The organism is Streptomyces sp. NPDC048353, assembly GCF_055587165.1.
Map to the genome: position 1 here is coordinate 400,318 of NZ_JBVJGU010000004.1, position 23,207 is coordinate 423,524.

Sequence of the window (23,207 nt, forward strand, 5' to 3'; positions counted from 1 at the left end):
GCCAGTGGACCAGGCCTCTGACGCCGGAGGCTCCCGGCACCGGCCCTCCGAGGCGCAGGGCGAAGGGCCTTGGCTCCGCAACACGCCCAGGGCGCGTTGCGAAAGTCCCGTCTGGCCGCGAACGCCTGGCTGCGAAACACGCCCTAGGCCCCCACCCCCACCACCACCGGACCGCCCGCCGGGTCGACGTCCCGCGTCCACGCCGGGGACAGCCGCACGGAACGCCACGGCGCCACCGCCCCCCGCACCGCCACCCGGTGCAGGAGCCGCCCGTCCTGGACGACGCGGAACACCGGGCTCTCCAGCGATGTCTCCGCGCGCACGAGGACCGGCCGGGCGGCCGGTCCGTCGCCGGCCCGCCGGTCCGACCCGTCCGTGGTCCGGTCGGGGAGCGGGTCCGCGATCCGGTGGGGGAGCACCCACCTCAGCGGCGACTCGGCCACCACCGGCACCCCTCCCGTCGACCACGGCTCGCCCGCCAGCCGCCGCAGCACCGCCTCCGCCGCCGCGCGCCCCTCCGCCGCGGCCGTGGCGGCCGACTCCACGCCCCGCAGGACGTCGCCCGCCGCGAAGACCCCCGTCGTGGCGGTACGGAAGGACCCGTCGACCGCCGACCCCCGGGTGGCCGGGTCCAGCGGCACCCCGCCCGTCCGGGCCAGTTCGTGCTCGGGGATCCAGTCCCCGGTGAACACCGCCGTGTCGCAGCGGACCGTCCCCCGGCGCCCGTCGTCGTAGGCCACCCCCACGCCGGTGAGGCGCCCGCGCCCCAGGATCTCCGTCACCGTCGCTCCCGTGAGCAGGGGAGGAGCCGCCCCACCGGAAGCGGCGGTGAGACGCCGTCGCCCGGGCGGCCGGTCCGTCACCCTCGCGACGACGTCCAGACCGGCCTCGCGCAGGGTCCGTACCGCGTGCACGGCCACCGGCTCCGCCCCGATCACCACCGCGCGCCGTCCGAGCCGTGGCCCGCGCACGCCGTGCAGCACCACGGACCGCTGCAGTTCCCCGGTCGTGAGGATCCCGGCCGGCCGGGTGCCGGGGACCAGCCGCGCGCTGCGCGGGCGCTCCCGGGCCCCCGTGGCCAGCACGACCGCCCGGGCCGCGATCCGCTCCAGACCCGTGGGCGCGGTGACCTCCAGGGCCAGCGGCCCGGCCCAGCCGGTGACCGTCACACCCGTGCGGACCACCGCCCCCGCCCGAAGTGCCAGGGCGAGCGACCGGCGCGCGAACGCCGGCCCGTCGATCGTGCGGCCCCGCTCGCCCGCGCCGAAGCCGCCGTGGTCGCAGTGGCGCGGCGCGCCGCCGGCCTCCTCGTCACGCTCCAGGACCTCGACCCGGCCCACGCCCGCCGCCGCCAGCCGGGCGGCCGCCGCGAGCCCCGCGGGTCCCGCCCCGATGACCAGCACGTCGACCGACCGGATCGCGAACCCGTCCCTGCCCGTGGAAGGGGCCGAGTCCGCCGTCCGGCCGCCTTCCGCACCCCCGGCGGGCCGGTTCATCTCCCCGCCTCCTCGAACAGGGACCGGACCGTCGCCCCGCAGGTGAACCCCTGGCAGCGCCCGCCGCGGGCCCGGGTCCGGCGGCGCAGGCCGTCGAGGGTGACGGGCGGGATCGTCGACGCGAGCGCCTCCCGGATCTCCCCGCGGGTGACCCGCTCGCAGGGGCAGACCACCGCGCCGAAGTCCGGGGAGCGGGCGATCCGTTCGGCGTCCCGGTACGGGCGCGGGAACGCCTCGCCCAGGTTCGGCATCCGGACCGGGACGAGCGGCCGCTCCGCGCCGAGCTCCAGGCCCTCCGCCGCCAGCAGCTCCACCACATGGGCGGCGAGGGCGAGGGAGGCGGTCAGCCCGGTGGACCTGATGCCGCCGACCGTCACGTACCGGAGCCCGGCGTGCGCCGTCACCTGGAAGTCGTCGTGCTCGGTGGCGGCCCGCAGCCCCGCGTAGACGGCCGTCACCTCCTCGTTCAGCAGGGCGGGCAGGATCCGCCGCCCCTGATCCCGCAGCGACGCGAGCCCCTCGGCCGTCGAACCGGTGGCCGTCCTGTCGTCCAGGTCCTCCGCCGTCGGGCCCAGCAGCACCTTCCCGTAGACCGTCGGCGCCACCAGCACCCCCTTGCCGAGCCGCCCCGGCACGGGCAGGAGGATGTGCCGGACGAGCCCCCGGGCGAACGAGTCGAAGACGATCAGCTGGCCGCGCCGCGGTGTCACGGTGAAGTCGTGCCTGCCGAACAGCGCGTCGAACCGGTCCGCGTACAGCCCGCAGGCGTTGACGACGTACCGGGCCCGCAGCGCCCCCCGCCCGGTGACCAGCCGGTGCGGCGCCCCGGGGACGGCCGTCTCGACCCGGCAGCCGAGGTGCAGATCCACGCCGGAGCGGACCGCCTGGGTGGCGTACGCCAGGGTCGTCGTCCACGGGCAGATGATCGACTCGCCGGGCACGGCCAGCGCCCCGAGCGCACCGGGACCCAAGTGCGGTTCACGTACGGCAAGTTCGGCCGGTCCGATCACGCGGGTCGTGCGGTGGCCGTTGCGGGCGGCCTTGTCGGCGAGGCGGGGGAGGGCCGCGCGCTGCTCGGCGTCCCAGGCGACGAGGAGCGCGCCGACCGGCTCGACGGGGATGCCGGCCGCGTCGGCGTAGGCGAGGAGCCGGCGCCGCCCGTCCCGTACGAGCCGTGCTTCGAGGGAGCCGGGTACGGCGTCGAAACCGGTGTGCAGGATCGCGGTGTTGGCCTTGGACGTGCCGTCGCCGACGTCACCGGACGCCTCGACGAGGGCCACCCGCAGCGAGTGGCGGGCGAGTTCGCGCGCCAGGGCGCAGCCGACGACGCCGGCGCCCACCACGGCCACGTCGTACTCCGCACCCGGTGCCGAGGTGTCGGGCAGCGCGCCCGCGCGGGTCACCGCCCCGGGTCTCCCGGCCGTCATGCGGGCCGGCTCCCGGGGGCGCCGTCGAGGAGCGAGGCCACGGCCGTACGGAACCGGCCCAGGCGCTCGCTCGCCTCCGGACCGCCGACACGCGGCTCGTACACGGCCGACGGCTTCCACTCCGGTACGGCCCCGTCGAAGCCGAGCGAGGGGTCGTGGCCGAGCCGGGCGACAGCGGCCGCCCCGAGCGCGGTCGCGTCGGGCAACGCCGACACTTCCACGGGGAGTTGGAGCAGGTCCGCCTGGGTCTGCATCAGGAGCGCGGACCGGGTGAGGCCGCCGTCGACCCGCAGCGCGGTCAGCGGCGCCCCGAGGCCGGCGGCCGCCGCGCCCGCCAGCTCGACGACCTGCGCGGCGATCCCCTCGCAGAGGGCGCGGACCAGATGCCCGGCGGTCGTGTCCAGGCCGAGGCCGTGCAGCGAGCCGCGCACGTCGCCGCGCCACCACGGCGCCGCGAGGCCGGCCAGGGCCGGTACGAAGGTGACACCGCCGGAGTCGGACACCGTACCGCCCACGGGGTCGAGGTCCGCGGGCCCGGAGAGCACCCCGAGGTCGGTCAGCCAGCGCACGGCGGACGCCGCCGTGAAGACCTGGCCGTCCAGGCAGTAGCTCGTCCGGCCCCGCAGCCGCCAGGCCACGCAGCTCACCAGCCCGTCGTCGCCCCGCCGGGGGACCGGGCCGGTCTGCGCGAGCAGGAACGCCCCCGTGCCGTAGGTGCACTTGGCGGTGCCCGGTTCGGTGACCCGCTGGGCGAGAAGCGCCGCCTGCTGGTCGACCAGCAGGCCGGTCAGCGGCAGCGCGGGCCCGAACGCGGTCGTCGTGCCGACCGGGGTGTCCGAGTCCACGACCCGCGGGAGCCGTTCCCCGCCGAGGCCGTAGACGTCGAGGGCGGGCCGCGACCAGGACGCCGTGTCGAGATCGAGGAGCCCGGTCCTGCCCGCGGTCGCGGTGTCGGTGACGAAGGCGCCTGTGAGCCGGTGCACGAGCCACGCGTCGCTGGTGGTGACCACGCCCGCGCCGGTGAGGTGGCGGCGGATCCAGGCCATCTTGGGCGCGGCGAAATAGGGGTCGAGCGGCAACCCGGTCCACTGCCGCAACCGGTCCGCGTGCGCGGCCAGTTCGTCGCACAGCGCGGCGGCCCGGCGGTCCTGCCAGACCAGCGCGTCGGTCAGCGGTTCACCCGTGGCCGGATCCCATGCGAGGACGGTCTCGCCCTGGTTGGCCAGCCCCACGGCCGCCACCGGGGTGGCCGCCTCGGCCAGCGCCTCGCGACCGGCTGCGACGACGGACGCGTACAGCTCCCGGGGGTCGACCTCGACCAGGCCGCCCGGCAGGTGGCGCGGCCGGACGGGCGCCGAACCCGTGCCGATGACGCCGCGCTCGGGGCAGACGACGAGCGCCTTGGTCCCCGAGGTGCCCTGGTCGACGGCGAGGACCGGCTCCGTCATCGTCGTGCTCCCGTCCACATCGCCCCGCCCCCGCGTACTCCGGTCTCGTGCGGCGCCCGCTGCGCCCGGCGTCCTTGATCACCGAAGCCGAAAGCCTCGTGTACCCGCCGCGACGCGTCAAGCCGCTGCCGGCGGCCTCGTCACCTTCGGCCACACCCGGGATCGTTGATCAAATCCGTTCCGTGGCCGGATAGTTACGATCAGAAGCGAAAGTGGACCGGGGTGATCCAGCGGCCTTTATAGTGATCGCCGATCAACGGCCGGGATGTCCACCGGGGGCCGACCACCCCTCCACCCCACCGAGGACCCATGTCACCCACCGCACGCCCCGCCCCGTGAGAGGCGGGCACGGCTTCCGGCCCGTCTACCACCCGGCCGGCCACGACCACGCCCTGCGCCACGCCGTCCAGGACCTGCGGACCGGCCGCTGGGTGTCCATGGCCCGATTACTCGACGAGACGTCCGGCTGGGCCGCCTGGACCCAGCGCACCCAGATCCTGGCCGCCGTCGCCGCCGGCACCGACGTCGTCCAGGCCTGGCGCGCCGAGCAGCCGGAGAGCGCGCCCGCGACCGTGATGCACACCCGGGTCGCCGTGGAGCGCGCCGTACGCGCCCACCGCGCCGCCCACCCCCGTACCCACGAGCTGCGCCAGGAGGCGTGGATCGCCTGCCGCTCCGCCGCCGAACGCTTACCCGCCGACCCCGTGCCCTGGATCTGTCTGCTCGCCCTCGCCGTCATCGACGCGGCGCCGCAGGCGGAGCAGTACCGGCAGCCCCCGCCGGCCCCCATGCTCCCGCCCGGCCCCTGGGCCCTTCTCGCCGAGGCCGAGAAGCGCGACCCGCACAACCGCGAGGCGCACCACCGCATGCTGCAGTTCTTCTACGCCCGCCGGCCGGGGACGCTCTCCGAAGCCGCCAACTACGCCCAGTGGGCGGTCTCGGGCGCCCCTCCCGGCTCGGCCCTGCACGCCCTTCCGCTCTACGTCCGGGTCGAGCGCTACCGACGCGAACGCGGCCACGAGCACGCGCTGGACCTGCACTGGGTCGCCGAGGACGCCGTCCGGGAGGCCCGCCGCGCGCTGGACGGCTGGTTCCTCTTCTGCGCCACGGCCGAGGCGTCCCTGCTCGACCTCAACCACCTGGCCCACGCCCTGCACGGAGCCCTGCGCTTCGCCGACGCCGCCCGGGTCTTCGAGGCCCTGGGCCCGTACTACACGACGCTGCCCTGGGCGTACCGCACGGCCGACCCCGACGACCGCGCGCTGGCCGAAGAGGTCTTCCTGAGCGCCCGCGCCCGCTGCCTCGACCCCTGACGCCGACGCGAACCGCCCCGGACCACCGCCCCGAGCGCCCCGGACAACCCGGACAACCGTCCCGAAGAAGCGCCCCGAACCCGCCCCGGAGAACCACCCCCACCGACGCACCCGCTCCCCCCACCCCCGGAGGTACCGGCCATGTCCCGCACCGTCCCCGTCGACGACATCCACGGCCCCGTCCAGGGCCAGGACGACGAGGCCAGGCTCAGAGAGCTCGGCTACCAGCCGGTCCTCGCCCGCCGCATGGGCGGTTTCGGCAACTTCGCCATCAGCTTCTCCGTCATCTCCATCCTCTCCGGATGCATGACCCTCTACGGCTTCGGCCTGGGTACCGGCGGCCCCGCCGTCATGATGTGGGGCTGGGCGGGCGTCGGTCTCTTCGTGCTCTGCGTCGGCATGGCCCTGGCCGAGGTCACCAGCGCCTATCCGACCTCCGGCGCGCTCTACTACATGGCCGACCGGCTCGGCGGCCGCCGCTGGGGCTGGTACACCGGCTGGCTGAACCTGCTCGGCCTGCTCGGCGCCATCGCCGGCATCGACTACGGCGCCGCGCTCTTCACCGGGGCCTTCCTCAACCTCCAGTGGGGCATCGCGCCCACGGCCGGATCCACCTTCCTGATCTTCCTCGCCATCCTGCTCCTGCACGCCGTCCTCAACCTCTTCGGCGTCCGCCTGGTCAGCGTGCTCAACTCCATCAGCGTCTGGTGGCACCTCGCCGGAGTCGCCGCCATCGTCGGCGCCCTCGCCCTCGTCCCCGACCGGCACCAGTCCGCCGAGTTCGTCTTCACCGAGTTCGTCAACGACACCGGCTGGGCCAACCCGTTCTACGTCGCCGCCGTCGGCCTGCTCCTCGCGCAGTACACCTTCTCCGGGTACGACGCCTCCGCCCACCTCTCCGAGGAGACCTCCAACGCCTCGGTCAGCGCGGCCAAGGGCATCGTGCGCGCCATCTGGGTCTCCTGGATCGCCGGCTTCGCCCTGCTCGCCGGGCTCACCTTCGCCATCCAGGACTACGCGGGCACGCAGAACAGCGCCACCGGAGTCCCGCCCGCGCAGATCCTGCTCGACGCGCTCGGCTCCGGCGGCGCCACCGCCCTGCTGCTCGTGGTCATCGCCGCCCAGCTCTTCTGCGGCAACGCCGAGGTGGCCGCCGCCAGCCGGATGGTGTTCGCCTTCAGCCGCGACAACGCCCTGCCCGGCTCGGCCCTCTGGCGCAAGGTCAGCAGCCGCACCCAGACCCCGGTTCCGGCCGTCTGGCTCTCGGTCGCCGTCGCCGCCGTCCTGGCCGTGCCCTCGCTCTACTCCGCCACCGCCTACGGAGCGGTGACCGCCATCAACGTCATCGGCATCACCCCCGCCTACGCCATCCCGATCTACCTCCGCCTCCGGGCGGGCGACCGCTTCACCCCGGGACCCTGGAACCTCGGCCGCTGGAGCCGGCCGATCGGGTGGACGGCCGTGGTCTGGGTGGCCGTGGTCACCGTCCTGTTCTGCCTGCCGCAGAGGTCGCCGGTGACCGTGGACTCCATGAACTACGCCGTCATCGCCCTGGCCGTGGTCCTCGTCCTCGCCACCCTGTGGTGGTACGTCGCCCGCCGGTCCTACGGGACCCCCTCGGCGTACGGCACCGCCCGCGAGGAGGCGGAGATCGCCGAGGGGATCGTCTAGGGCGTCGCGAGCGGGCAGGCGGGCAGGCGTCGCGGGCAGGAGGCCCGCGGCCACTGCCGGTGCCCCGTCGGGCTCAGGCGCTGAACTCGTACGTCCAGGCGGCGCTCTGGGCAGCGAAGTCGATGTCCGTGATCTCCAGCGCGTGGCCGTGCTGGTCGCTCACCACCCGGTGGACGACCAGCCGCGCCGCGCCCCCACCGACGCCCTGGCCGGAACCGGCACCGGCACCGGGGCCCGGGCCGATGCCCGTCCCGGGCCCCGGGGGCACGCCGATCGACTCCCGTCGGGTCAGCCGCAGCCCCGCCTGGTGCATCCAGTGGTAGAGCAGCCGCAGGTCCGGCTGCTTGGCCGCGTCCTTGCCCCGCCGGTAGCGGGAGAGTTGGGGGATCTCGGTGAGCGCCTGCCGGGAGAACCACGACACGGAGCGTTGCAGGGGCGTCCCGGCGGGGCTCATCACCACGTGCCGATGGACGAGCGTGGGCTCTCCCGGCACGAGCGAGAGGCGGCCGGCCAGCGCCGCCGGGGGCGCCTCCCAGGCGAGGGCGGCCCGGACGAGCGCGTCGGCCGCCTCCGTACCGCCGGGGAAGGACTGCCGGCGGACCGTCAGCCCCGGGACGTGCGTCTGTTCGCCCCCGCCGCCGACGGCGAAGGTGCCGCGGCGGTCGGTCACCACCCGTCCTTCCTCGCGCAGCAGGTGGAGCGCGCTGCGCACGGTCTGGCGGTTGACGTGGTAGCGGTGGGCGAGCGAGCGCTCGGACGGCAGCCGGCTGCCGGATGCGATGCGTCGGTCGACGAGGTCGTCCCGCAGGGCGGCGGCGACCCGGAGGTAGAGCGGAACCGCCGCCACCTGCTCGGGATCGGGCTCAGCCATGTTCAGACCCTTCCTTGCATAGCGTGATCGTGTGGGCCGTGTGAGTGATCATTCCTATCATTGGTCTAAACCATTAAGGAAGGGGGTCCCGGCGAGAGTGGCCGAAAGGAGCGAGTGCGCTTGTAATGAGTCCAACCGGTAGCGGCGCTGGAAGAGGCGGGTGAGGCCGGATGCTGACACCGTACGAGCGAGCCGAAACGGGCCGGGCGGCCCGCAAGCGCGTCCCCCGGTCCTCGCACGGCCGCTGGATACCCTCCTCTCAGCGCCCCGATCCGCTGGCCGTACTGCAGCGCCAGTCCGTCGACCGTGTGGCCGAACTAGTGCCCCTCCGGTACGGGCGCATGGCCGCGACGCCCTTCGCCTTCCTGCGCGGCGCCGCCGGTGTGATGGCCGCCGACCTGGCCGCCCAGCCCCACACCGGCCTCACCGTCCAGCTCTGCGGGGACGCCCATCTGCTCAACTTCGGTGTGTACGCCTCACCCGAACGGGCCCTTCTCTTCGATGTGAACGACTTCGACGAAACGCTGCCCGGCCCCTTCGAGTGGGACGTCAAGCGGCTCGCCGCCAGCGTCGCCGTCGCCGCCCTGCAGAACGGCGCCACCCGGGCCAAGGCCGCCCGCGCCGCGCTCGTCGCCACCGCCGCGTACCGCACCTCCCTGCGCCGCCTCGCCGGGCTCGGCGAGCTCGCCGTCTGGTACGAGAGGATCGACGCCGACGCGCTGGTGCCCCTGGTCCGGCGCGGCCGCACCCGCTTCGAGAGCGGTCTCGCCCGCGCCCGCCGCCGCACCAGCCTCCAGGCCCTCGCCCGGCTCACCGAGCGGGACGAGAACGGCAGGCGGCGCTTCGTCGACGCCCCGCCGCTTCTGCACCGCGCCCCCGACCTCGACCGGGTCGGCCTCGGCAAGGTCTTCAGCGACTACCGCAGCTCGCTCTCCGAGGAGCGACGGGTGCTCCTCGACCGCTACCGCTTCGTCGACGCGGCCCGCAAGGTCGTCGGCGTCGGCAGCGTGGGCACCCGCTGTTTCGTCCTCCTCCTCGAAGGGCGGGACGAGGACGACCCGCTGATCCTCCAGGCGAAGGAGGCCCGCCGCTCGCTCCTGGAGGAGTACCTGACGCCGAGTACGTACGCCCATCAGGGCCGTCGGGTCGTCGCGGGCCAGCGGCTCACCCAGGCGGCGAGCGACATCTTCCTCGGCTGGATGACCGGCCCCGAGCAACGCCACTTCTACTGGCGCCAGTTGCGCGACATGAAGGGCTCCGCGGAGGTCGAGACCATGTCCCCGTCCCTGCTGCGGGAGTACGCCGCCCTCTGCGGCCGCGCCCTGGCCCGCGCCCACGCCCGCTCCGGCGACCGGGTCGCCATCGCCGCGTACCTCGGCGGCTCCGACGTCTTCGACCGCGCGATCGCCGACTTCGCCCTCCGCTACGCCGCCCAGAACGCCGACGACCACGCCCGCCTGAGCGCGGCGATCGCGGCCGGGGTCGTGACGGCCGCGCCGGACGCCTGACGGCATCGAGGGCGGGCGGGTCGCCCCCCCGCCCCCCCGTGATCCCGCTACTCCTCGCGCCGCATCGGCGGCTCGGACGGTGTCCACGGGACCGGACCGAACAGGACGGACCGTGCGACCGCCGGGGCGAACAGCGCCGTCATCGGGGCGGTCAGCGAGAGGACGGAGCGGAACGCCGCCCCGATCACCGGGTCTCCGCCGTACCGCTGCTGCAGCCGTCCCAGATACCACCCGACCGGCTTGTCCACCGCGCGGGTGCCCACCGCGCTGCCGGTCGCGCCCGGCATCTTCTTGTCCGAGCCGGCCGAGATGTCCCACGCCTGCCGGGAGGCGTCGAGGAGGGCCCGCTGCACCACCCGGGTGCTCGCCGTACGCCGGCGATCGCCGAGCGCGCGGCCCAGCGCGACCGCGCTCATCGCGGCGACCGCCATGCCCTGGCCGTAGATCGGGTTGAAGGTGCAGAGCGCGTCGCCGGTGGCGAGGAAGCCGGCCGGCCGACGGCCCGGGCGGTCGTACCGGCGGCGGACGTTGGCGGTCCTGCGGAAGCCGTGGACCGGCGACTCGGGCGTGGCGCGCGTCAGCCACTCGGCGATCACCGGGTGCGGCAGCCGATGCGCGTACGCCTCGAACCCGGCCTCGTCCGTGGGCGGTTCGTCGCCGCGCAGGCCGGACAGCGTCACCAGGTGGCGACCGCCGCCGAGAGGGACCACGACCCCGCCGTACACCTGCTGGGGGTTGGGGACGACGAAGTACCCGAGGGCGTCCGTCTTGTCGTTCTCCGGGGCGGAGTAGACACGGGTGGCGTAGGCGAGGCCGGTGTCGATGGTCTCCTCGTGCGGGGCCTCCGCCCCGATCGCGGCGAGCCAGTCGGCCGCGCGGGTGCCCCGGCCCGAGGCGTCGACCACGAGGTCGGCCTCCAGCCGCCGGGGCTCCTCGCGGCGGGCCGTGCCGGACCCGGACGAGGACGGCGCCGCGCCCGCGCCGCGGTCCCGCAGCAACACGCCCCGGACACGCGCCGAGTCGCCGATCAGGCCGACCGCCTCGGCGCCCTGGACGGTCTCGATCCTGGGGTCGGCCAGGACCCGCCGGCGCACCAGCCATTCGAGCTGGGAGCGCGCGCCGGTGTAAATGGCGATCGTGGCCGGGATCCGGCGGAACCACTGACCGTTCTGCCACTGCACCAGGTCCTGCGGCATGCCCACCCTCGGCGCACCCAGCTCCGCGAGCTCGTCCATGAACCCGGGCAGCAGCTCGTCGAGCGCCCGCTGGCCCCCTTCGAGCAGCACGTGCGTGTGCCGGCTCTGCGGGACGCCGGGCCGGGCGTCCGGTCCTTCCGGGAAGCGGTCGCGCTCGACGACCGTGACCTTCTCCGCGTGCTCGCTCAGCACCCGCGCGGCCAGCAGGCCCGCGACGCTTCCCCCGATGACCACCGCGTGACGCGTCCCGCGGTGCCCCAAGTCGTCGGCCATCCCCGCCCTTTCCCCTGGTGGGTGGTCCACCCCGTGGTGGGCCTACGACCGCCCAGTATCCACGTTCGCGTGCGGCGCGTCGCGGGTGCCGAGGCGCAGGTGCTCGATGTGGTAGACGGCCTCGTCGAGGAGTTGGGCCACGTGGTTGTCGTAGAGGCTGTACTCGATCCGGCGGCCCTGGCGGACGCCGGTGACCAGGCCGAGGGCGCGCAGCAGCCGCAGCTGGTGCGAGACGGCGGACTGCTCCATGTCGACGGCATCGGCCAGCTCGGTGACGCCGCACGGGCCCTGGCGGAGCTTGGTGAGGATCATCAGCCGGGAGGGCGTGGCGAGGGCCTGGAGGGTGGCGGCGATGGTGGCCGCGGAGTCCGCGTCCAGGTGGGTCGCGGGGGTGGTCCCGCCGTGCGCTCCGTGTCCCATGGGCTCATCGTAGCGGCGCTCATATGTAGATAGATGAAGACCTCTTCATGTATTCGGGTATGGTGGTCCGGCGTCCCGCCCCTGCCCGTTCCCTGCCCGTCCCCGGCCTCCGAAGAGGTGGACTCCCATGGCTTCCCCGGTGCTCGACAGCGCGGCCACCCGTGCCGCGGCGGCCCCGCCGCCCGCCCGCCGCACCCGTCTGTCCGAGCTGCCCGAGGTCCGCTGGGCGGCGCTCTCCGCCCTCGCCTTCCTCTGCGCGCTGCCGCTGGACCTGGCCGGAGCCCCCGCCTGGGCCTGGGGGCCGCTCTACGCCGTCTGCTACACCGCCGGAGGATGGGAACCGGGCTTGGCCGGGCTCCGGGCGCTGCGCGAGAGGTCCCTCGACGTCGACCTGCTCATGGTCGTCGCCGCCCTCGGCGCCGCGGCCATCGGCCAGTACCTCGACGGCGGTCTGCTGATCGTCATCTTCGCCTGCTCCGGCGCCCTGGAGGCGCTCGCCACCCGCCGCACCGCCGACTCCGTCCGCGGGCTGCTCGACCTCGCCCCCGAGAAGGCGGTCCGCCTCCGCGGCAGCACCGAGGAGGCGGTGGACGTGGCCGCGCTGAGGGTCGGCGACACCGTGCTCGTACGGCCGGGGGAGCGGCTGCCCGCCGACGGAACCGTGCTCCACGGCGCGAGCGACGTCGACCAGGCCACCATCACGGGCGAGTCGCTGCCCGCCGCCAAGGCCCCGGGAGACGAGGTCTTCGCCGGCACCCTCAACGGCACGGGCGCGCTCCGCGTCCGCGTGGACAAGGACGCGGGGGAGTCGGTGATCGCCCGGATCGTCGCCCTGGTGGAGGAGGCCAGTGCCACCAAGGCGCCCACCCAGCTCTTCATCGAGAAGATCGAACAGCGCTACTCCGTGGGCGTCGTCGTCGCCACCCTCGCGCTCTTCACCGTCCCGCTCCTGTTCGGCGCCGACCTCACCACCACCCTGCTGCGCGCGATGACCTTCATGATCGTGGCCTCGCCCTGCGCGGTCGTCCTCGCCACCATGCCGCCGCTGCTCTCCGCCATCGCCACCGCCGGACGCCACGGGGTCCTCGTCAAGTCCGCCGTGGTGATGGAACGCCTCGGCGCCGTCGACCGGGTCGCGCTCGACAAGACGGGCACGCTCACCGAAGGGGCCCCGCGCCTGGTCGAGGTGCGGGGCGAGGAGAGCGCGCTCGCACTCGCCGCCGCGGCCGAACGGTCCAGCGAACACCCCCTGGCCCGCGCGATCGTGGCCGCGGCGCGCGAACGCGGACTGCGGATCCCCGCCGCGAGCGACTTCTCCTCCGTACCCGGCGAGGGCGTGCGGGCGACCGTGCAGGGCCGTGACGTGCGGGTGCGCCGGGCCGACGGCTCCCACGCCGACACGGCGGTCGAGGTCGTCGTCGACGGGGCTCCGGTCGCGGTCCTCGTCCTCGCCGACCGGCTCCGTGACGGCGCATCGGAGGCGGTCGCCGCGCTGACCCGGCTCACCGGCACCGCCCCCACCCTGCTGACCGGCGACAACGCCGGCGCCGCCGCCCGGATCGCCGCACCGGCCGGCCTCACGGACATCCGCTCCGGGCTGCTGCCGCAGGACAAGGTGGCGGCGGTACGGGAGTGGGAGCGGGCCGGCGCCAAGGTCCTCGTGGTCGGGGACGGCGTCAACGACGCCCCGGCCCTGGCCGCCGCCCACACCGGTGTCGCGATGGGCCGGGCCGGCTCGGACCTGGCCCTGGAGACCGCCGACGCCGTCGTCGTACGCGACGAACTCTCCACCGTCCCCGCCGTCATGGCCCTCTCGCGCCGCGCCCGGCGGCTGGTCGTCCAGAACCTGGTGATCGCCGGCACCTGCATCGGCGCGCTGGTGGTCTGGGACCTCGCCGGCCACCTGCCGCTGCCGCTCGGCGTGGCCGGCCACGAGGGCTCCACGGTCCTGGTCGGGCTCAACGGACTGCGGCTGCTGCGCGACGCGGCCTGGCGGAAGGCGACGGCGGGGGAGTAGGGCTGCCGCGGTGCCGACGTGTCGCGGTGCCGCTGTACCGCCGCACTGCTGTGTCGCTGTGACCGGTGTGCCCCGCCGGTGGGGCCGCGGGCTTCCGTTCCCCGCGCGGCCCCGAGGTCTCAGGCCTGCCCCTCCAGCTCCTTCAGGGCGTGGGTCAGCCACTCCACCCAGAACCGCTCCAGGTCGATCCCGCCGCGCAGCACGAGATGCCGCAGCCGGTCGGGCTCGCCCTCCCGGCGCTCCGGCGGGAAGTCCCGTACCTCGATCTCCAGGTATTCGTCCAACTGCCTCCGGTGCAGGTCGAGATGGCGCCGCAGCTCGGCGGTCATCCCGGGCGCCCCCACCACCGCGGCGGCCCGCATCCGCAGCAGCAGGGCGGAACGCAGCGGTTTGGGGTCCTCGGTCCTGGCCACCCACTCGGTCAGCTCGGCGCTGCCCGCGGGCAGGACTTCGTACTCCTTCTTCTGTCCGCGGGCCGGGGTCCGGGCGGGCAGGGCACGGATGTGCCCCGCCTGCTCCAGCTTGCCCAGCTCGCGATAGATCTGCTGGTGCGTGGCCGACCAGAAGTAGCCGATCGACCGGTCGAAGCGGCGCGTCAGTTCGAGGCCGGAGGACGGCTTCTCGAGCAGCGCCGTCAGGATCGCGTGCGGGAGGGACATGCGCGCAATCCTAGATTCGGGCCGTGCGGCTCACAGAGCCGCCGCCAGGCGGGTGCCCTGGTCGATGGCGCGCTTGGCGTCCAGCTCGGCGGCGACGTCGGCGCCGCCGATCAGGTGCGCGGTACGGCCCGCGGCGATCAGCTCCTCGTACAGGCCCCGGCGCGGTTCCTGGCCGGTGCACAGGACGACGGTGTCGACGGGGACGGTCCGCGGCTCGCCGTCGACGGTGAGGTGCAGGCCCTCGTCGTCGATCCGCTCGTACGTGGCGCCCGCGACCATGCTCACGCCGCGGTGCTTCATCTCGGTGCGGTGGATCCAGCCGGTCGTCTTGCCCAGGCCGGCGCCGACCTTGGTGGCCTTGCGCTGGAGGAGGTGGACCTGGCGCGGCGGCCGGGGGCGCTCGGGGACGCGCAGTCCGCCGCGTCCTTCGTAGGAGGTGTCGACGCCCCACTGACGGAAGTACGTCTCGGGGTCCTGGCTCGCGCCCTCGCCGCCGTCGGTGAGGAACTCGGCGACGTCGAAGCCGATGCCGCCCGCGCCGATGATCGCGACCCGGTCGCCGACGGGCGCGCCGTCGCGCAGGACGTCGAGGTAGCTGACGACGCTGGGGTGGTCGATGCCCGGGATCTCGGGGGTGCGGGGGGTGACGCCGGTGGCGACGACCACCTCGTCGTAGCCGGCGAGGAGTTCGGTGGTGGCCGTGGTGTTCAGCCGGACCTCGACGCCCCGGGCGTCGAGCTGGACGCGGAAGTAGCGGAGGGTCTCGTTGAACTCCTCCTTGCCCGGCACCCGCTTGGCGACGTTGAGCTGGCCGCCGATCTCGTCCGCGGTGTCGAACAGCGTGACCGTGTGGCCGCGCTCGGCGGCCGAGACCGCGCACGAGAGCCCGGCGGGGCCGGCGCCGACGACGGCGATCCGCTTGGCGCGGCGGGTGGGGGAGAGGACCAGTTCGGTCTCGTGGCAGGCGCGCGGGTTCACCAGGCAGGAGGTGATCTTCAGGCTGAAGGTGTGGTCGAGACAGGCCTGGTTGCAGCCGATGCAGGTGTTGATGGTGTCGGCGCGGTCGGCGGCGGCCTTGGCCACGAAGTCGGGGTCGGCGAGGAACGGCCGGGCCATGGAGACGATGTCCGCGCGGCCCTCGGCGAGGATCCGCTCGGCGACCTCGGGGGTGTTGATGCGGTTGCTGGTGACCAGCGGGATGCTCACCGCGCCCATCAGCTTCTCGGTGACCCAGGTGTAGGCGCCGCGGGGCACGGAGGTGGCGATGGTCGGGATCCGGGCCTCGTGCCAGCCGATGCCGGTGTTGATGATGGTGGCGCCGGCCGCCTCGATCTCCTTGGCGAGCGCGACGACCTCCTCCAGCGTGGATCCCCCCGGGACCAGGTCGAGCATCGAGAGCCGGTAGACGAGGATGAACTCCTCGCCGACGCGCTCGCGGATCCGGCGGACGATCTCCAGCGGGAAGCGGACCCGGTTCTCGTACGCGCCACCCCACCGGTCGGTGCGCCGGTTGGTGGCGGCCGCGATGAACTCGTTGATCAGATAGCCCTCGGAGCCCATGACCTCGACGCCGTCGTATCCGGCGGCCTTGGCCAGTTCGGCGCAGCGGGCGTAGTCCTCGATCGTCTGCTCGACCTCGGCGTCGGTCAGCTCGTTCGGTACGAAGGGGCTGATCGGGGCCTGGATCGCGCTGGGCGCGACGAGCGCGGGGTGGTAGGCGTACCGCCCGAAGTGCAGGATCTGCATCGCGATCCGGCCGCCCGCCTCGTGCACGGCGTCGGTGATGAGACGGTGCTCGGCGACCTCTTCCTCGGTGCTGAGCTTGGCGCCGCCGTCCCAGGGGCGGCCGGCCTCGTTCGGGGCGATGCCGCCGGTCACGATGAGGCCGACGCCGCCGCGCGCCCGCTCGGCGTAGAACGCGGCCATCCGCGCGAAGCCGTTCTCGGTCTCTTCGAGGCCGACGTGCATGGAGCCCATGAGCACCCGGTTGGGCAGGGTGGTGAACCCGAGGTCCAGGGGGCTCAGCAGGTGCGGGTACGGGGTGGTCGGGGCCATCGGGGCGCCTCCTCGCGCAGGAACGTCACGCCCTGTTGTAGACGACCCGAAGCGACTTGTGCAACAAGTTGCATAAGGATGGGGGCGTGATCTGCGCTACGTCGGTGGGCGAGGGCCGGGGATGAGCTTTCCGGGGCCGTGTCCCCCCGGCGCCCCCCCCCCCCGCCCCCGACCTGTCGGTCCCTACCGGCGGCCCACTTCCGCCCACGCGTCCAGCTCCTCCGCCGTGCGCGGACCGTCCGCGTCCGGCGCCAGCAGACCGTGGGCCCGCAGCAGCCGGGAGACCGCCATGCCCCAGGGCCGGCGCAGCCGCGCCGCCGTGAGCAGTGCGTCGTCGGCGAGGAGCTCCGTGATCGGCCCGGTCCGCAGGCCCTGCGGGGAGAGCACCGCCGCCTCGTCCGCCCAGCGCAGCGCCAGGTCGACGTCGTGGGTCGCCATGACCACCGTCGTCCCCGCGTCCCGCAGCCGCCCCAGCACCTCCAGGAGCCGCTCCTGCCCGTGCGGGTCGAGGCCGGCCGTCGGCTCGTCCATGATCAGGACACGCGGCCGCATCGCCACCGCCCCCGCGATCGCCGCCCGCTTGCGCTGCCCGTACGACAGCAGATGCGTCGGCCGGTCCTCCAGGGCCACGATGTCCAGCGCCTCCAGCGCCTCCCGCACCCGGAGCCGTACCTCCTCCTCGGGCAGCCCCAGGTTCATCGGCCCGAACGACACGTCCTGGCCCACCGAGGCCGCGAACAGCTGGTCGTCCGGATCCTGCACGACCAGCTGGACCGTCGTCCGCAGCCGGGTCAGCCCCTTGCGGTCGTACGACACCTCCTCGCCGTCCAGCCGGAGCGCGCCGCTCCCGCACCGCAGCCCCCCGCTCAGCAGCCGCAGCAGCGTCGTCTTGCCGCTGCCGTTCCTGCCCAGCAGGGCCAGCGCCCGCCCCTCGGGCACGGCGAAGTCGATCCCGTCGAGGACCGCGGGCCCGTCCTCGTAGGCGAAGCCCGCCCTGACCAGTTCCACCACGGGGGAACGAAGACTCACGGGAGGGACCTTTCCAGTACGAGAGTGAGCGCGACGAGACCGCCGAGCAGGCCGGCCGTCGCCGCCAGGAACCGGCGCGAGACGACGGCGCCGGGCACCAGGACCCGCAGGGTCCCGTCGTAGCCGCGCCCCGCGAGGCCGGACTGCAGCCGCTGCGCCCGGTCGAAGGCGCGGACGAAGGCGGTCGCCCCGAGCCCGGCGAGCGAGCGCCAGGTCGCCGCCCGGGTCGTCAGACCCAGCCGGGCCGCCTGCGCCTGGCGGATCTTCGCCATGGAGTCGAGGAGCAGAAAGCTGATCCGGTACATCACGAGGGCGACGTCCACGACGGGCGCCGGGACCCCCGCCCGTACCAGCCGCGGCAGCACGTCCGAGACGGGCGTGGTGAAGGCGAACAGCAGCACCCCGAGGGACGCGGCCGAGGTCCGCAGCAGCAGTTCACCGGCGTGGACCGGCCCGTCGGGCGCCAGGGCGACGACACCGCGCGCCCCGCCCACCTCGAAGAGCAGCGGGACCGCGCCCGTCACACAGAAGCCCAGCGGAATCCGGAACGCCCGCCACAGCTGACGGCCCGGCACCCCGGCCGGACCGAGGAGCACGGCCAGGGTGGCCGCCGCGACCAGGACCGCCCCCGGCCACGGCGGCAGGCAGACCGCGCACAGCGTCAGACCGAAGCCCAGAGCCGCCTTCTCGCACGGATGACGGCGGCGCCAGCGACTGCTGTGCGCCGCCGCGTCGATCGGCAGCATCGGCGACTACTCGTCGCCGGTCGCTGCCGCCGTCGACGGGGCTCCGGGAGCCCCGGCACGGGCCTCGCCCTGCCTGCGGCCCTTGCGCAGACCGAAGTAGTAGGCGAGGACACCGGCGCCGAGGGCCGCCTGCAGCGCGAACAGCGCCGACTCGACCTCGCCCGACGGCGGCTCGTAGAGCGGGCTGAACCACGGCTCGTAGTCGGGCGCGATCTCCGTGATCGCCACCTCCGCCTCGGCGTCGGCGCCGGCGAACGGCTCCTCCTTGTGGTCGCCGAGACCCAGCACCAGCGGGAACACGGCCAGTGCCGCGACGATGAGCAGCAGCAGCGTGTTGATCTTCGCGTTACGGCTCATCAGACGTTCGCCTCCGCCTTCTCGGTCTTCCGGGCGCCCGGGAGGAGAATCCCGAGACGGGTCAGATCGCCCTTGCTGGACTGCGTCAGCAGCCGCATCACGAGCACCGTCAGCAGACCCTCGCTGACCGCGAGCGGCAGCTGCGTGACGGCGAAGATGGAGCCGAACTTGGCGAGCGCGCCCATGACACCGCTGCCCGGATCGGGGAAGGCCAGCGCGAGCTGCACGCTGGTGACGCAGTACGTGGAGAGGTCGGCGACGAAGGCGCCGAAGAAGACGCTCACCATCAGCGGGAGGTCGAACCGCCGCAGCAGGCGGTAGATCCCGTATCCGGCCCAGGGCCCGACGATCGCCATCGAGAAGGCGTTGGCGCCGAGCGTGGTGAGCCCGCCGTGGGCGAGGAGCAGCGCCTGGAACAGCAGGGTGATCGTGCCGAGCACCGCCATCACCGGCGGCCGGAACAGGATCGCCCCCAGCCCTGTGCCGGTGGGGTGCGAGCAACTGCCCGTCACCGAAGGAATCTTGAGGGCGGACAGGACGAAGGTGAACGCGCCGGACGCGCCCAGCAGCAGGGTGGACTCGGGGTTGGCCTTGACCTCGCGGGTCAGGGCACGGACGCCGTGGACGACGAAGGGAGCGGACGCGACGCCCCAGGCGACGGCGTGCACGGGCGGTAGATAGCCCTCGGCTATATGCATGATCGGGAGACCCTCTCCAGCACCTCGTGGATGGACAACGCACCTTGGCCGGTCTCCTGGCTGACGGGTCATGCCGTCGCGGCTCCGCCTTCCCACACCGCGACGGTCTCCCGAGGCGGTGCAGTGGCTCCCTCGAAGGGTTCTCCCCGAGGGGTGGAGCCGGACTTCCCGATCACAGTGGCGAGGGCCGCACCGGTTCCACACCGGTTTCCCGTACACCAAGGCGGTGTGACATTAGTGGGTTGACCAGGCGCATCACAACACGGAGGCTTCCGCGGACGGTGTGTGACGGGTCTCTCGCGCCCCCTGCTCACTCCTTTCGGTACGTGTACGCCTCCGCTGCCGCCGCCTCCACGGCGTCCAGGTCGCCGCCCGCGCTCGCCGTGACGAGGGCGGCGATCGCCCCCTCCACGAAGGGGGCGTCCACCAGCCGGGACCCCTCGGGCAGCTCGTCGCCCTCGGCGAGGAGCGCCTTGACGGTCAGCACGGCGCTGCCCAGGTCGACGAGGAGGGCGACACCGGCCCCCCGGTCGGCTTCCCGCGCCGCCTCGGCGATCAGCTCGGAGCTCGTACCGAGGCCGCCGCCGGGGTCCCCGCCCGCGGGGACGATCGGCGCGGAGGGGCCGCCGCCCGCGATTCCCCGGGCGAGTTCGGCGACGGCGGAGGCCACGGCGGCACTGTGCGAGACGAGGACGATGCCGACCGGGCCGCCGGTCACGGGGCCACCTCCGTACCGGTGGTGCCGTCGCGACGGCGGGTCATGCGGCCACCTCCGCGAGGGCGGCGATCAGCAGGGCGGACGAGGTGGCCCCGGGGTCCTGATGCCCGATGGAGCGTTCGCCCAGGTAGCTGGCGCGGCCCTTGCGGGCCCGCAGCGGTACGGTCGCCAGCGCGCCCTGTTCGGCGGCCGCCGCGGCCGCCTCGAAGGACTCGCGCAGCGCGTCGGCCGCCGGGACGAGCGCGTCCAGCATCGTCTTGTCGCCGACCTGCGCACCACCCAGCTGGGCGACGGCGGCGACCCCGTCGGCCAGGGCCTCGGCGAAGGTCTCGCGGGTGACCGTCCCGGCGTCGCTGAGCGCCTTTCCGGTGCGGCGCAAGAGGGTGCCGTACAGCGGTCCGGAGGCCCCGCCGACGGTGGAGATAAGCCGACGCCCGGCGGTGGTGAGCACCCCGCCCGGTGTCGGGGGAGGCTCCTTCTCCAGAACCTCCGTGACGGCGGCGAAGCCCCGCTTGAGGTTGGAGCCGTGGTCGGCGTCGCCGATGGCGGAGTCCAGCTCGGTGAGGCGGTCGGCCTCGCGGTCGACGGCGGCGGCGACGGCGGCCAGCCAGGCCCGGAAGAACGCGGCATCGAGCCCGTCGGCGGGACCGGGCGCCTCCGCTCCGGCCGGCCCACCGGGCACGTCTGCCCCGGCCGGCCCGCCGGGCGCGTTCGCTCTGGCCGGCCCGCCGGGCGCGTTCGCTCCGGTCGGCCCGCCGGGCACGTCTGCTCCGGCCTGCCCGCCGGGCGCGTTCGCTCCGGTCGGCCCGCCGGGCACGTCTGCTCCGGCCTGCCCGCCGGGCGCGTTCGCTCCGGTCGGTCCCTCAGTCGCGGCCGGTCCGTCGGCTGCGGTCGGTTCGTCCACGTCGGGCACTCTCCTTCTCAGCGGCCCCAGCGCAGGGCGGGCGTCTGTACGGGTGCGTCCCACAGGCGTAGCAGTTCCTCGTCGGCCGCGCAGAGCGTTACCGAACAGCCGGCCATGTCGAGGGAGGTCACGTAGTTCCCGACGAGCGTGCGGGCGACCGGGATCCGCCGCTCGCCGAGGACCCGCTGGACCTCGGCGTTGAACCCGTACAGCTCCAGCAGCGGCGTCGCCCCCATGCCGTTGACCAGCGCGAGGACGGGGCCCGAGGGCCGCAGGTCGTCCAGGACGGCCTCGACGGCGAAGTCCGCGATCTCCCGCGAGGTCATCATCGCGCGCCGCTCGCGCCCCGGCTCGCCGTGGATGCCGATCCCCAACTCCAGCTCGCCCTCCGGCAGGGCGAAGGTGGGGCTGCCCTTGGCGGGCGTCGTACAGGCGCTCAGCGCCACGCCGAAGGAGCGCGACCGCTCGTTCACCCGCCGGGCGATCGCCTCGACCCGCTCCAGGGGCGCGCCCTCCTCGGCGGCGGCACCCGCGATCTTCTCCACGAACAGCGTCGCACCGGTGCCGCGCCGACCGGCGGTGTAGAGGCTGTCCGTCACGGCCACGTCGTCGTCGACGAGCACCTTGGCGACCTGGACGCCCTCGTCCTCGGCCAGCTCGGCGGCCATCTCGAAGTTGAGCACGTCGCCGGTGTAGTTCTTCACGACGAACAGCACACCCGCCCCGCTGTCGACCGCGGCGGCGGCCCGCACCATCTGATCGGGCACCGGAGAGGTGAACACCTCCCCGGCACAAGCGGCCGCGAGCATCCCGGGCCCCACGAACCCGGCATGCAACGGCTCATGCCCCGACCCACCCCCGGACACCAACGCCACCTTGCCCTCGACGGGCGCGTCCCGCCGCAGGACGACACGGTTCTCCACGTCGACGGTCAGCTTTGGATGAGCGGCCGCCATTCCCCGCAGCGCGTCGGGGACCACGGTCTCCGGGACGTTGATCAGCATCCTCATGGATACCTCCTGGTGAGACTGGCAGGGATGTGGCTGAACACGATTTTTGCAGGTCAGAGCATGTGAGACTGGATATCGATCTTGGTGGTTGGTTACGGCGTGGGAAGGTCTGTGCGGTACTGATGCGGACTCTCCTGACGCAGCATCAGTTTCGGGTGGCGGGGATCGGCCTCGCGGGTGCGCATCATGACGCCATTGTCGACGCGAGATCGTCTGCGCGCACTGGTGTGTCAGGGGCCGGGTCCCGGTGGCTCTGCTTCCAGCGCGTCTGCAGGGCCGGAGCCATGAGTGGGAGCGCCCCGGCGCGTAGCGCCCTCCTGCCGTGGCTTTGTACGACCCTTTCCCCCCTCATGCCCCGGCCCGCCACTGTGGCTGCCGTCGATGACATGGTGGCGGGCCGTTATGGGTGCGAAGGGGCAGTCGCGCTTGAACTCCTTCAAGACGCTGCTGCCGGGACATCCCCCGCGGGTGCGGGGAGCAATGAAGGGTTGCGCTTCCTCTATCCCCGGCAACGGGGCCATCCCTGCGGGTGCGGGGAGCGGAATGCTAACGATGTCGGCCCAACTTGGGTCACCCTCGCCGCCGCCCGGAGGTCAGTCAGTCCAGGGCCTCCTGGCTTGCTGTAAGACCGCCGGTCTCCGACTTGCCGCCAAAGCGTTTCCTTTCCCCTGCAACGTTCGTTACATCCACCAGTACGGAGCTAACGTGCCCAAGAGGGCAAGCGGGAAGGGGAAAGCGTCTCGTATGAAGGGGCGGAAAGGGCCCAAATGGCAACGCAGTTGCTTTGTGCGAGCTAGGAAGCTCGCACAAAGCGTCGGGAGCATGTTAAGTCCGCAACGGGCGTCGGCGTCCTGGAGCTATACCTACAAGCATGGGGAGCGAACGCCGTGAACTGCAGTCCTAGCGCAATCCATGTTTACCCCGAATCAGCTTCACCGCGACCAGCAAGTAGTCCTTTACCGTCTTCTCTCTCTTGCGCCCGGGGCGCCAGTAGCTGCACCTGTCGGAAGTGCCCGGCGTTTCGACAAGCAGGCACAGGGGAAACGGCGCGAAATCGGTCGCAGTCGCCCCACCTTGGGTGCCGGGTGCGCCAGTCGGCCACCACCGGGCTTGACCTCCGGCCGCCGATCTCCTTGGCGGTGGGCCGGTGACTGGTGGTCCTGGCCCCTTGAACCCTTACCTTATGGTGCTGCTGCTTGGTGGCGCTTTTGGTGCGTACATCGCGTATGCGCACCCGGGCGCCCGTGAGCCGCTACTCGTCGCCGTCGGGGTGATGGCCTTGCTCTACATCCTGATGGGCTCGGGCGGGGGGATGCCTCACTGACCCTGTCATCAAGATCAATGCCTTATATGTGTCAGCGGGAATCGGCCTTGCGAAGTGCGCGCGTGCT

General features: G+C 73.8%; 20 protein-coding genes and 1 riboswitch. Of the genes, 5 read left to right on the forward strand and 15 right to left on the reverse strand.

The features are described 5' to 3' along the window. Positions 1–143: 143 nt before the first annotated feature. The 3 genes from ACZ6RC_RS17035 to ACZ6RC_RS17045 are packed head-to-tail and all read right to left on the reverse strand — an operon-like array spanning position 144 to position 4,371. Positions 144–1,496: an FAD-dependent oxidoreductase gene (locus tag ACZ6RC_RS17035; RefSeq protein WP_469583624.1), complete on the reverse strand. Its 1,353-nt coding sequence runs from the start codon at positions 1,494–1,496 to the stop codon at positions 144–146. Beyond that, complete coding sequence (locus ACZ6RC_RS17040; RefSeq protein WP_453617051.1) at positions 1,493–2,923, reverse strand: FAD-dependent oxidoreductase; 1,431 nt, start codon at positions 2,921–2,923, stop codon at positions 1,493–1,495. The genes ACZ6RC_RS17035 and ACZ6RC_RS17040 overlap by 4 nt, the downstream gene beginning before the upstream one ends. Continuing rightward, a complete protein-coding gene (locus ACZ6RC_RS17045) occupies positions 2,920–4,371 on the reverse strand; it encodes an FGGY family carbohydrate kinase (RefSeq protein WP_469583628.1) in 1,452 nt (483 codons plus the stop codon). Before ACZ6RC_RS17045 ends, ACZ6RC_RS17040 begins: the two co-directional genes overlap by 4 nt. 335 nt (positions 4,372–4,706) lie before the next feature. Between ACZ6RC_RS17045 and ACZ6RC_RS17050 the strand changes: the two genes are divergently transcribed. Further along, positions 4,707–5,684, forward strand: coding sequence for a hypothetical protein (locus tag ACZ6RC_RS17050; protein ID WP_469583631.1), 978 nt, complete (start codon positions 4,707–4,709; stop codon positions 5,682–5,684). A gap of 141 nt (positions 5,685–5,825) precedes the next feature. Continuing rightward, positions 5,826–7,355 carry an amino acid permease gene (locus tag ACZ6RC_RS17055; RefSeq protein WP_391137542.1) on the forward strand — a complete coding sequence of 510 codons (1,530 nt, stop codon included), beginning with the start codon at positions 5,826–5,828 and terminating at the stop codon, positions 7,353–7,355. Between the two features lie 73 nt (positions 7,356–7,428). Here ACZ6RC_RS17055 and ACZ6RC_RS17060 read toward each other — a convergent pair whose 3' ends face one another. Next, complete coding sequence (locus ACZ6RC_RS17060; RefSeq protein WP_469583636.1) at positions 7,429–8,226, reverse strand: GntR family transcriptional regulator; 798 nt, start codon at positions 8,224–8,226, stop codon at positions 7,429–7,431. 170 nt (positions 8,227–8,396) lie between these two features. On the opposite strand from ACZ6RC_RS17060, the gene ACZ6RC_RS17065 reads away from it, so the two are divergent. Continuing rightward, the gene (locus ACZ6RC_RS17065) at positions 8,397–9,734 is read left to right on the forward strand and encodes a DUF2252 domain-containing protein (protein WP_469583639.1); all 1,338 of its coding nucleotides are present in this window, start codon (positions 8,397–8,399) and stop codon (positions 9,732–9,734) included. A 47-nt stretch (positions 9,735–9,781) separates the two neighbouring features. Here ACZ6RC_RS17065 and ACZ6RC_RS17070 read toward each other — a convergent pair whose 3' ends face one another. Together ACZ6RC_RS17070 and ACZ6RC_RS17075 are read right to left on the reverse strand one after the other, a co-directional pair. Continuing rightward, positions 9,782–11,203, reverse strand: coding sequence for an FAD-dependent oxidoreductase (locus tag ACZ6RC_RS17070; RefSeq protein WP_469583641.1), 1,422 nt, complete (start codon positions 11,201–11,203; stop codon positions 9,782–9,784). A gap of 42 nt (positions 11,204–11,245) precedes the next feature. Continuing rightward, positions 11,246–11,623, reverse strand: a complete 378-nt coding sequence (locus ACZ6RC_RS17075) for an ArsR/SmtB family transcription factor (protein WP_391137521.1) — start codon at positions 11,621–11,623, stop codon at positions 11,246–11,248. 127 nt (positions 11,624–11,750) lie between these two features. Between ACZ6RC_RS17075 and ACZ6RC_RS17080 the strand changes: the two genes are divergently transcribed. Further along, positions 11,751–13,640, forward strand: coding sequence for a heavy metal translocating P-type ATPase (locus ACZ6RC_RS17080; RefSeq protein ID WP_469583644.1), 1,890 nt, complete (start codon positions 11,751–11,753; stop codon positions 13,638–13,640). A gap of 119 nt (positions 13,641–13,759) precedes the next feature. Here the strand turns inward: ACZ6RC_RS17080 and ACZ6RC_RS17085 are convergent, their stop codons facing one another. The 9 genes from ACZ6RC_RS17085 to dhaK form a co-directional block, all read right to left on the reverse strand. Beyond that, positions 13,760–14,299, reverse strand: coding sequence for a PadR family transcriptional regulator (locus tag ACZ6RC_RS17085; protein WP_391137515.1), 540 nt, complete (start codon positions 14,297–14,299; stop codon positions 13,760–13,762). 30 nt (positions 14,300–14,329) lie between these two features. After that, positions 14,330–16,354 (reverse strand): FAD-dependent oxidoreductase, encoded by a 2,025-nt coding sequence (locus tag ACZ6RC_RS17090; RefSeq protein ID WP_469583648.1) that lies wholly within the window; start codon positions 16,352–16,354, stop codon positions 14,330–14,332. A gap of 183 nt (positions 16,355–16,537) precedes the next feature. Next, a complete protein-coding gene (locus tag ACZ6RC_RS17095; RefSeq protein WP_469583651.1) occupies positions 16,538–17,383 on the reverse strand; it encodes an ATP-binding cassette domain-containing protein in 846 nt (281 codons plus the stop codon). Next, positions 17,380–18,129, reverse strand: a complete 750-nt coding sequence (gene cbiQ / locus ACZ6RC_RS17100) for a cobalt ECF transporter T component CbiQ (RefSeq protein WP_469583654.1) — start codon at positions 18,127–18,129, stop codon at positions 17,380–17,382. Before cbiQ ends, ACZ6RC_RS17095 begins: the two co-directional genes overlap by 4 nt. Positions 18,130–18,135: 6 nt before the next feature. Next, positions 18,136–18,486: an energy-coupling factor ABC transporter substrate-binding protein gene (locus ACZ6RC_RS17105; RefSeq protein ID WP_469583657.1), complete on the reverse strand. Its 351-nt coding sequence runs from the start codon at positions 18,484–18,486 to the stop codon at positions 18,136–18,138. Next, on the reverse strand, positions 18,486–19,184 hold the full coding sequence (locus tag ACZ6RC_RS17110; protein WP_391137500.1) for an energy-coupling factor ABC transporter permease: 699 nt from the start codon (positions 19,182–19,184) through the stop codon (positions 18,486–18,488). Before ACZ6RC_RS17110 ends, ACZ6RC_RS17105 begins: the two co-directional genes overlap by 1 nt. Before the next feature lie 29 nt (positions 19,185–19,213). Next, positions 19,214–19,422, reverse strand: a riboswitch (cobalamin riboswitch). A 72-nt stretch (positions 19,423–19,494) separates the two neighbouring features. After that, complete coding sequence (locus ACZ6RC_RS17115) at positions 19,495–19,902, reverse strand: PTS-dependent dihydroxyacetone kinase phosphotransferase subunit DhaM (protein ID WP_469583659.1); 408 nt, start codon at positions 19,900–19,902, stop codon at positions 19,495–19,497. A 40-nt stretch (positions 19,903–19,942) separates the two neighbouring features. Further along, positions 19,943–20,584: a dihydroxyacetone kinase subunit DhaL gene (gene dhaL / locus ACZ6RC_RS17120; RefSeq protein WP_469584359.1), complete on the reverse strand. Its 642-nt coding sequence runs from the start codon at positions 20,582–20,584 to the stop codon at positions 19,943–19,945. 239 nt (positions 20,585–20,823) lie between these two features. Further along, the gene (dhaK, locus tag ACZ6RC_RS17125) at positions 20,824–21,816 is read right to left on the reverse strand and encodes a dihydroxyacetone kinase subunit DhaK (RefSeq protein ID WP_469583663.1); all 993 of its coding nucleotides are present in this window, start codon (positions 21,814–21,816) and stop codon (positions 20,824–20,826) included. A gap of 1,183 nt (positions 21,817–22,999) precedes the next feature. On the opposite strand from dhaK, the gene ACZ6RC_RS17130 reads away from it, so the two are divergent. Continuing rightward, entirely contained in the window at positions 23,000–23,140 is a 141-nt protein-coding gene (locus tag ACZ6RC_RS17130; RefSeq protein WP_469583666.1) for a hypothetical protein, read from the forward strand. The last annotated feature ends 67 nt before the right edge of the window (positions 23,141–23,207 follow it).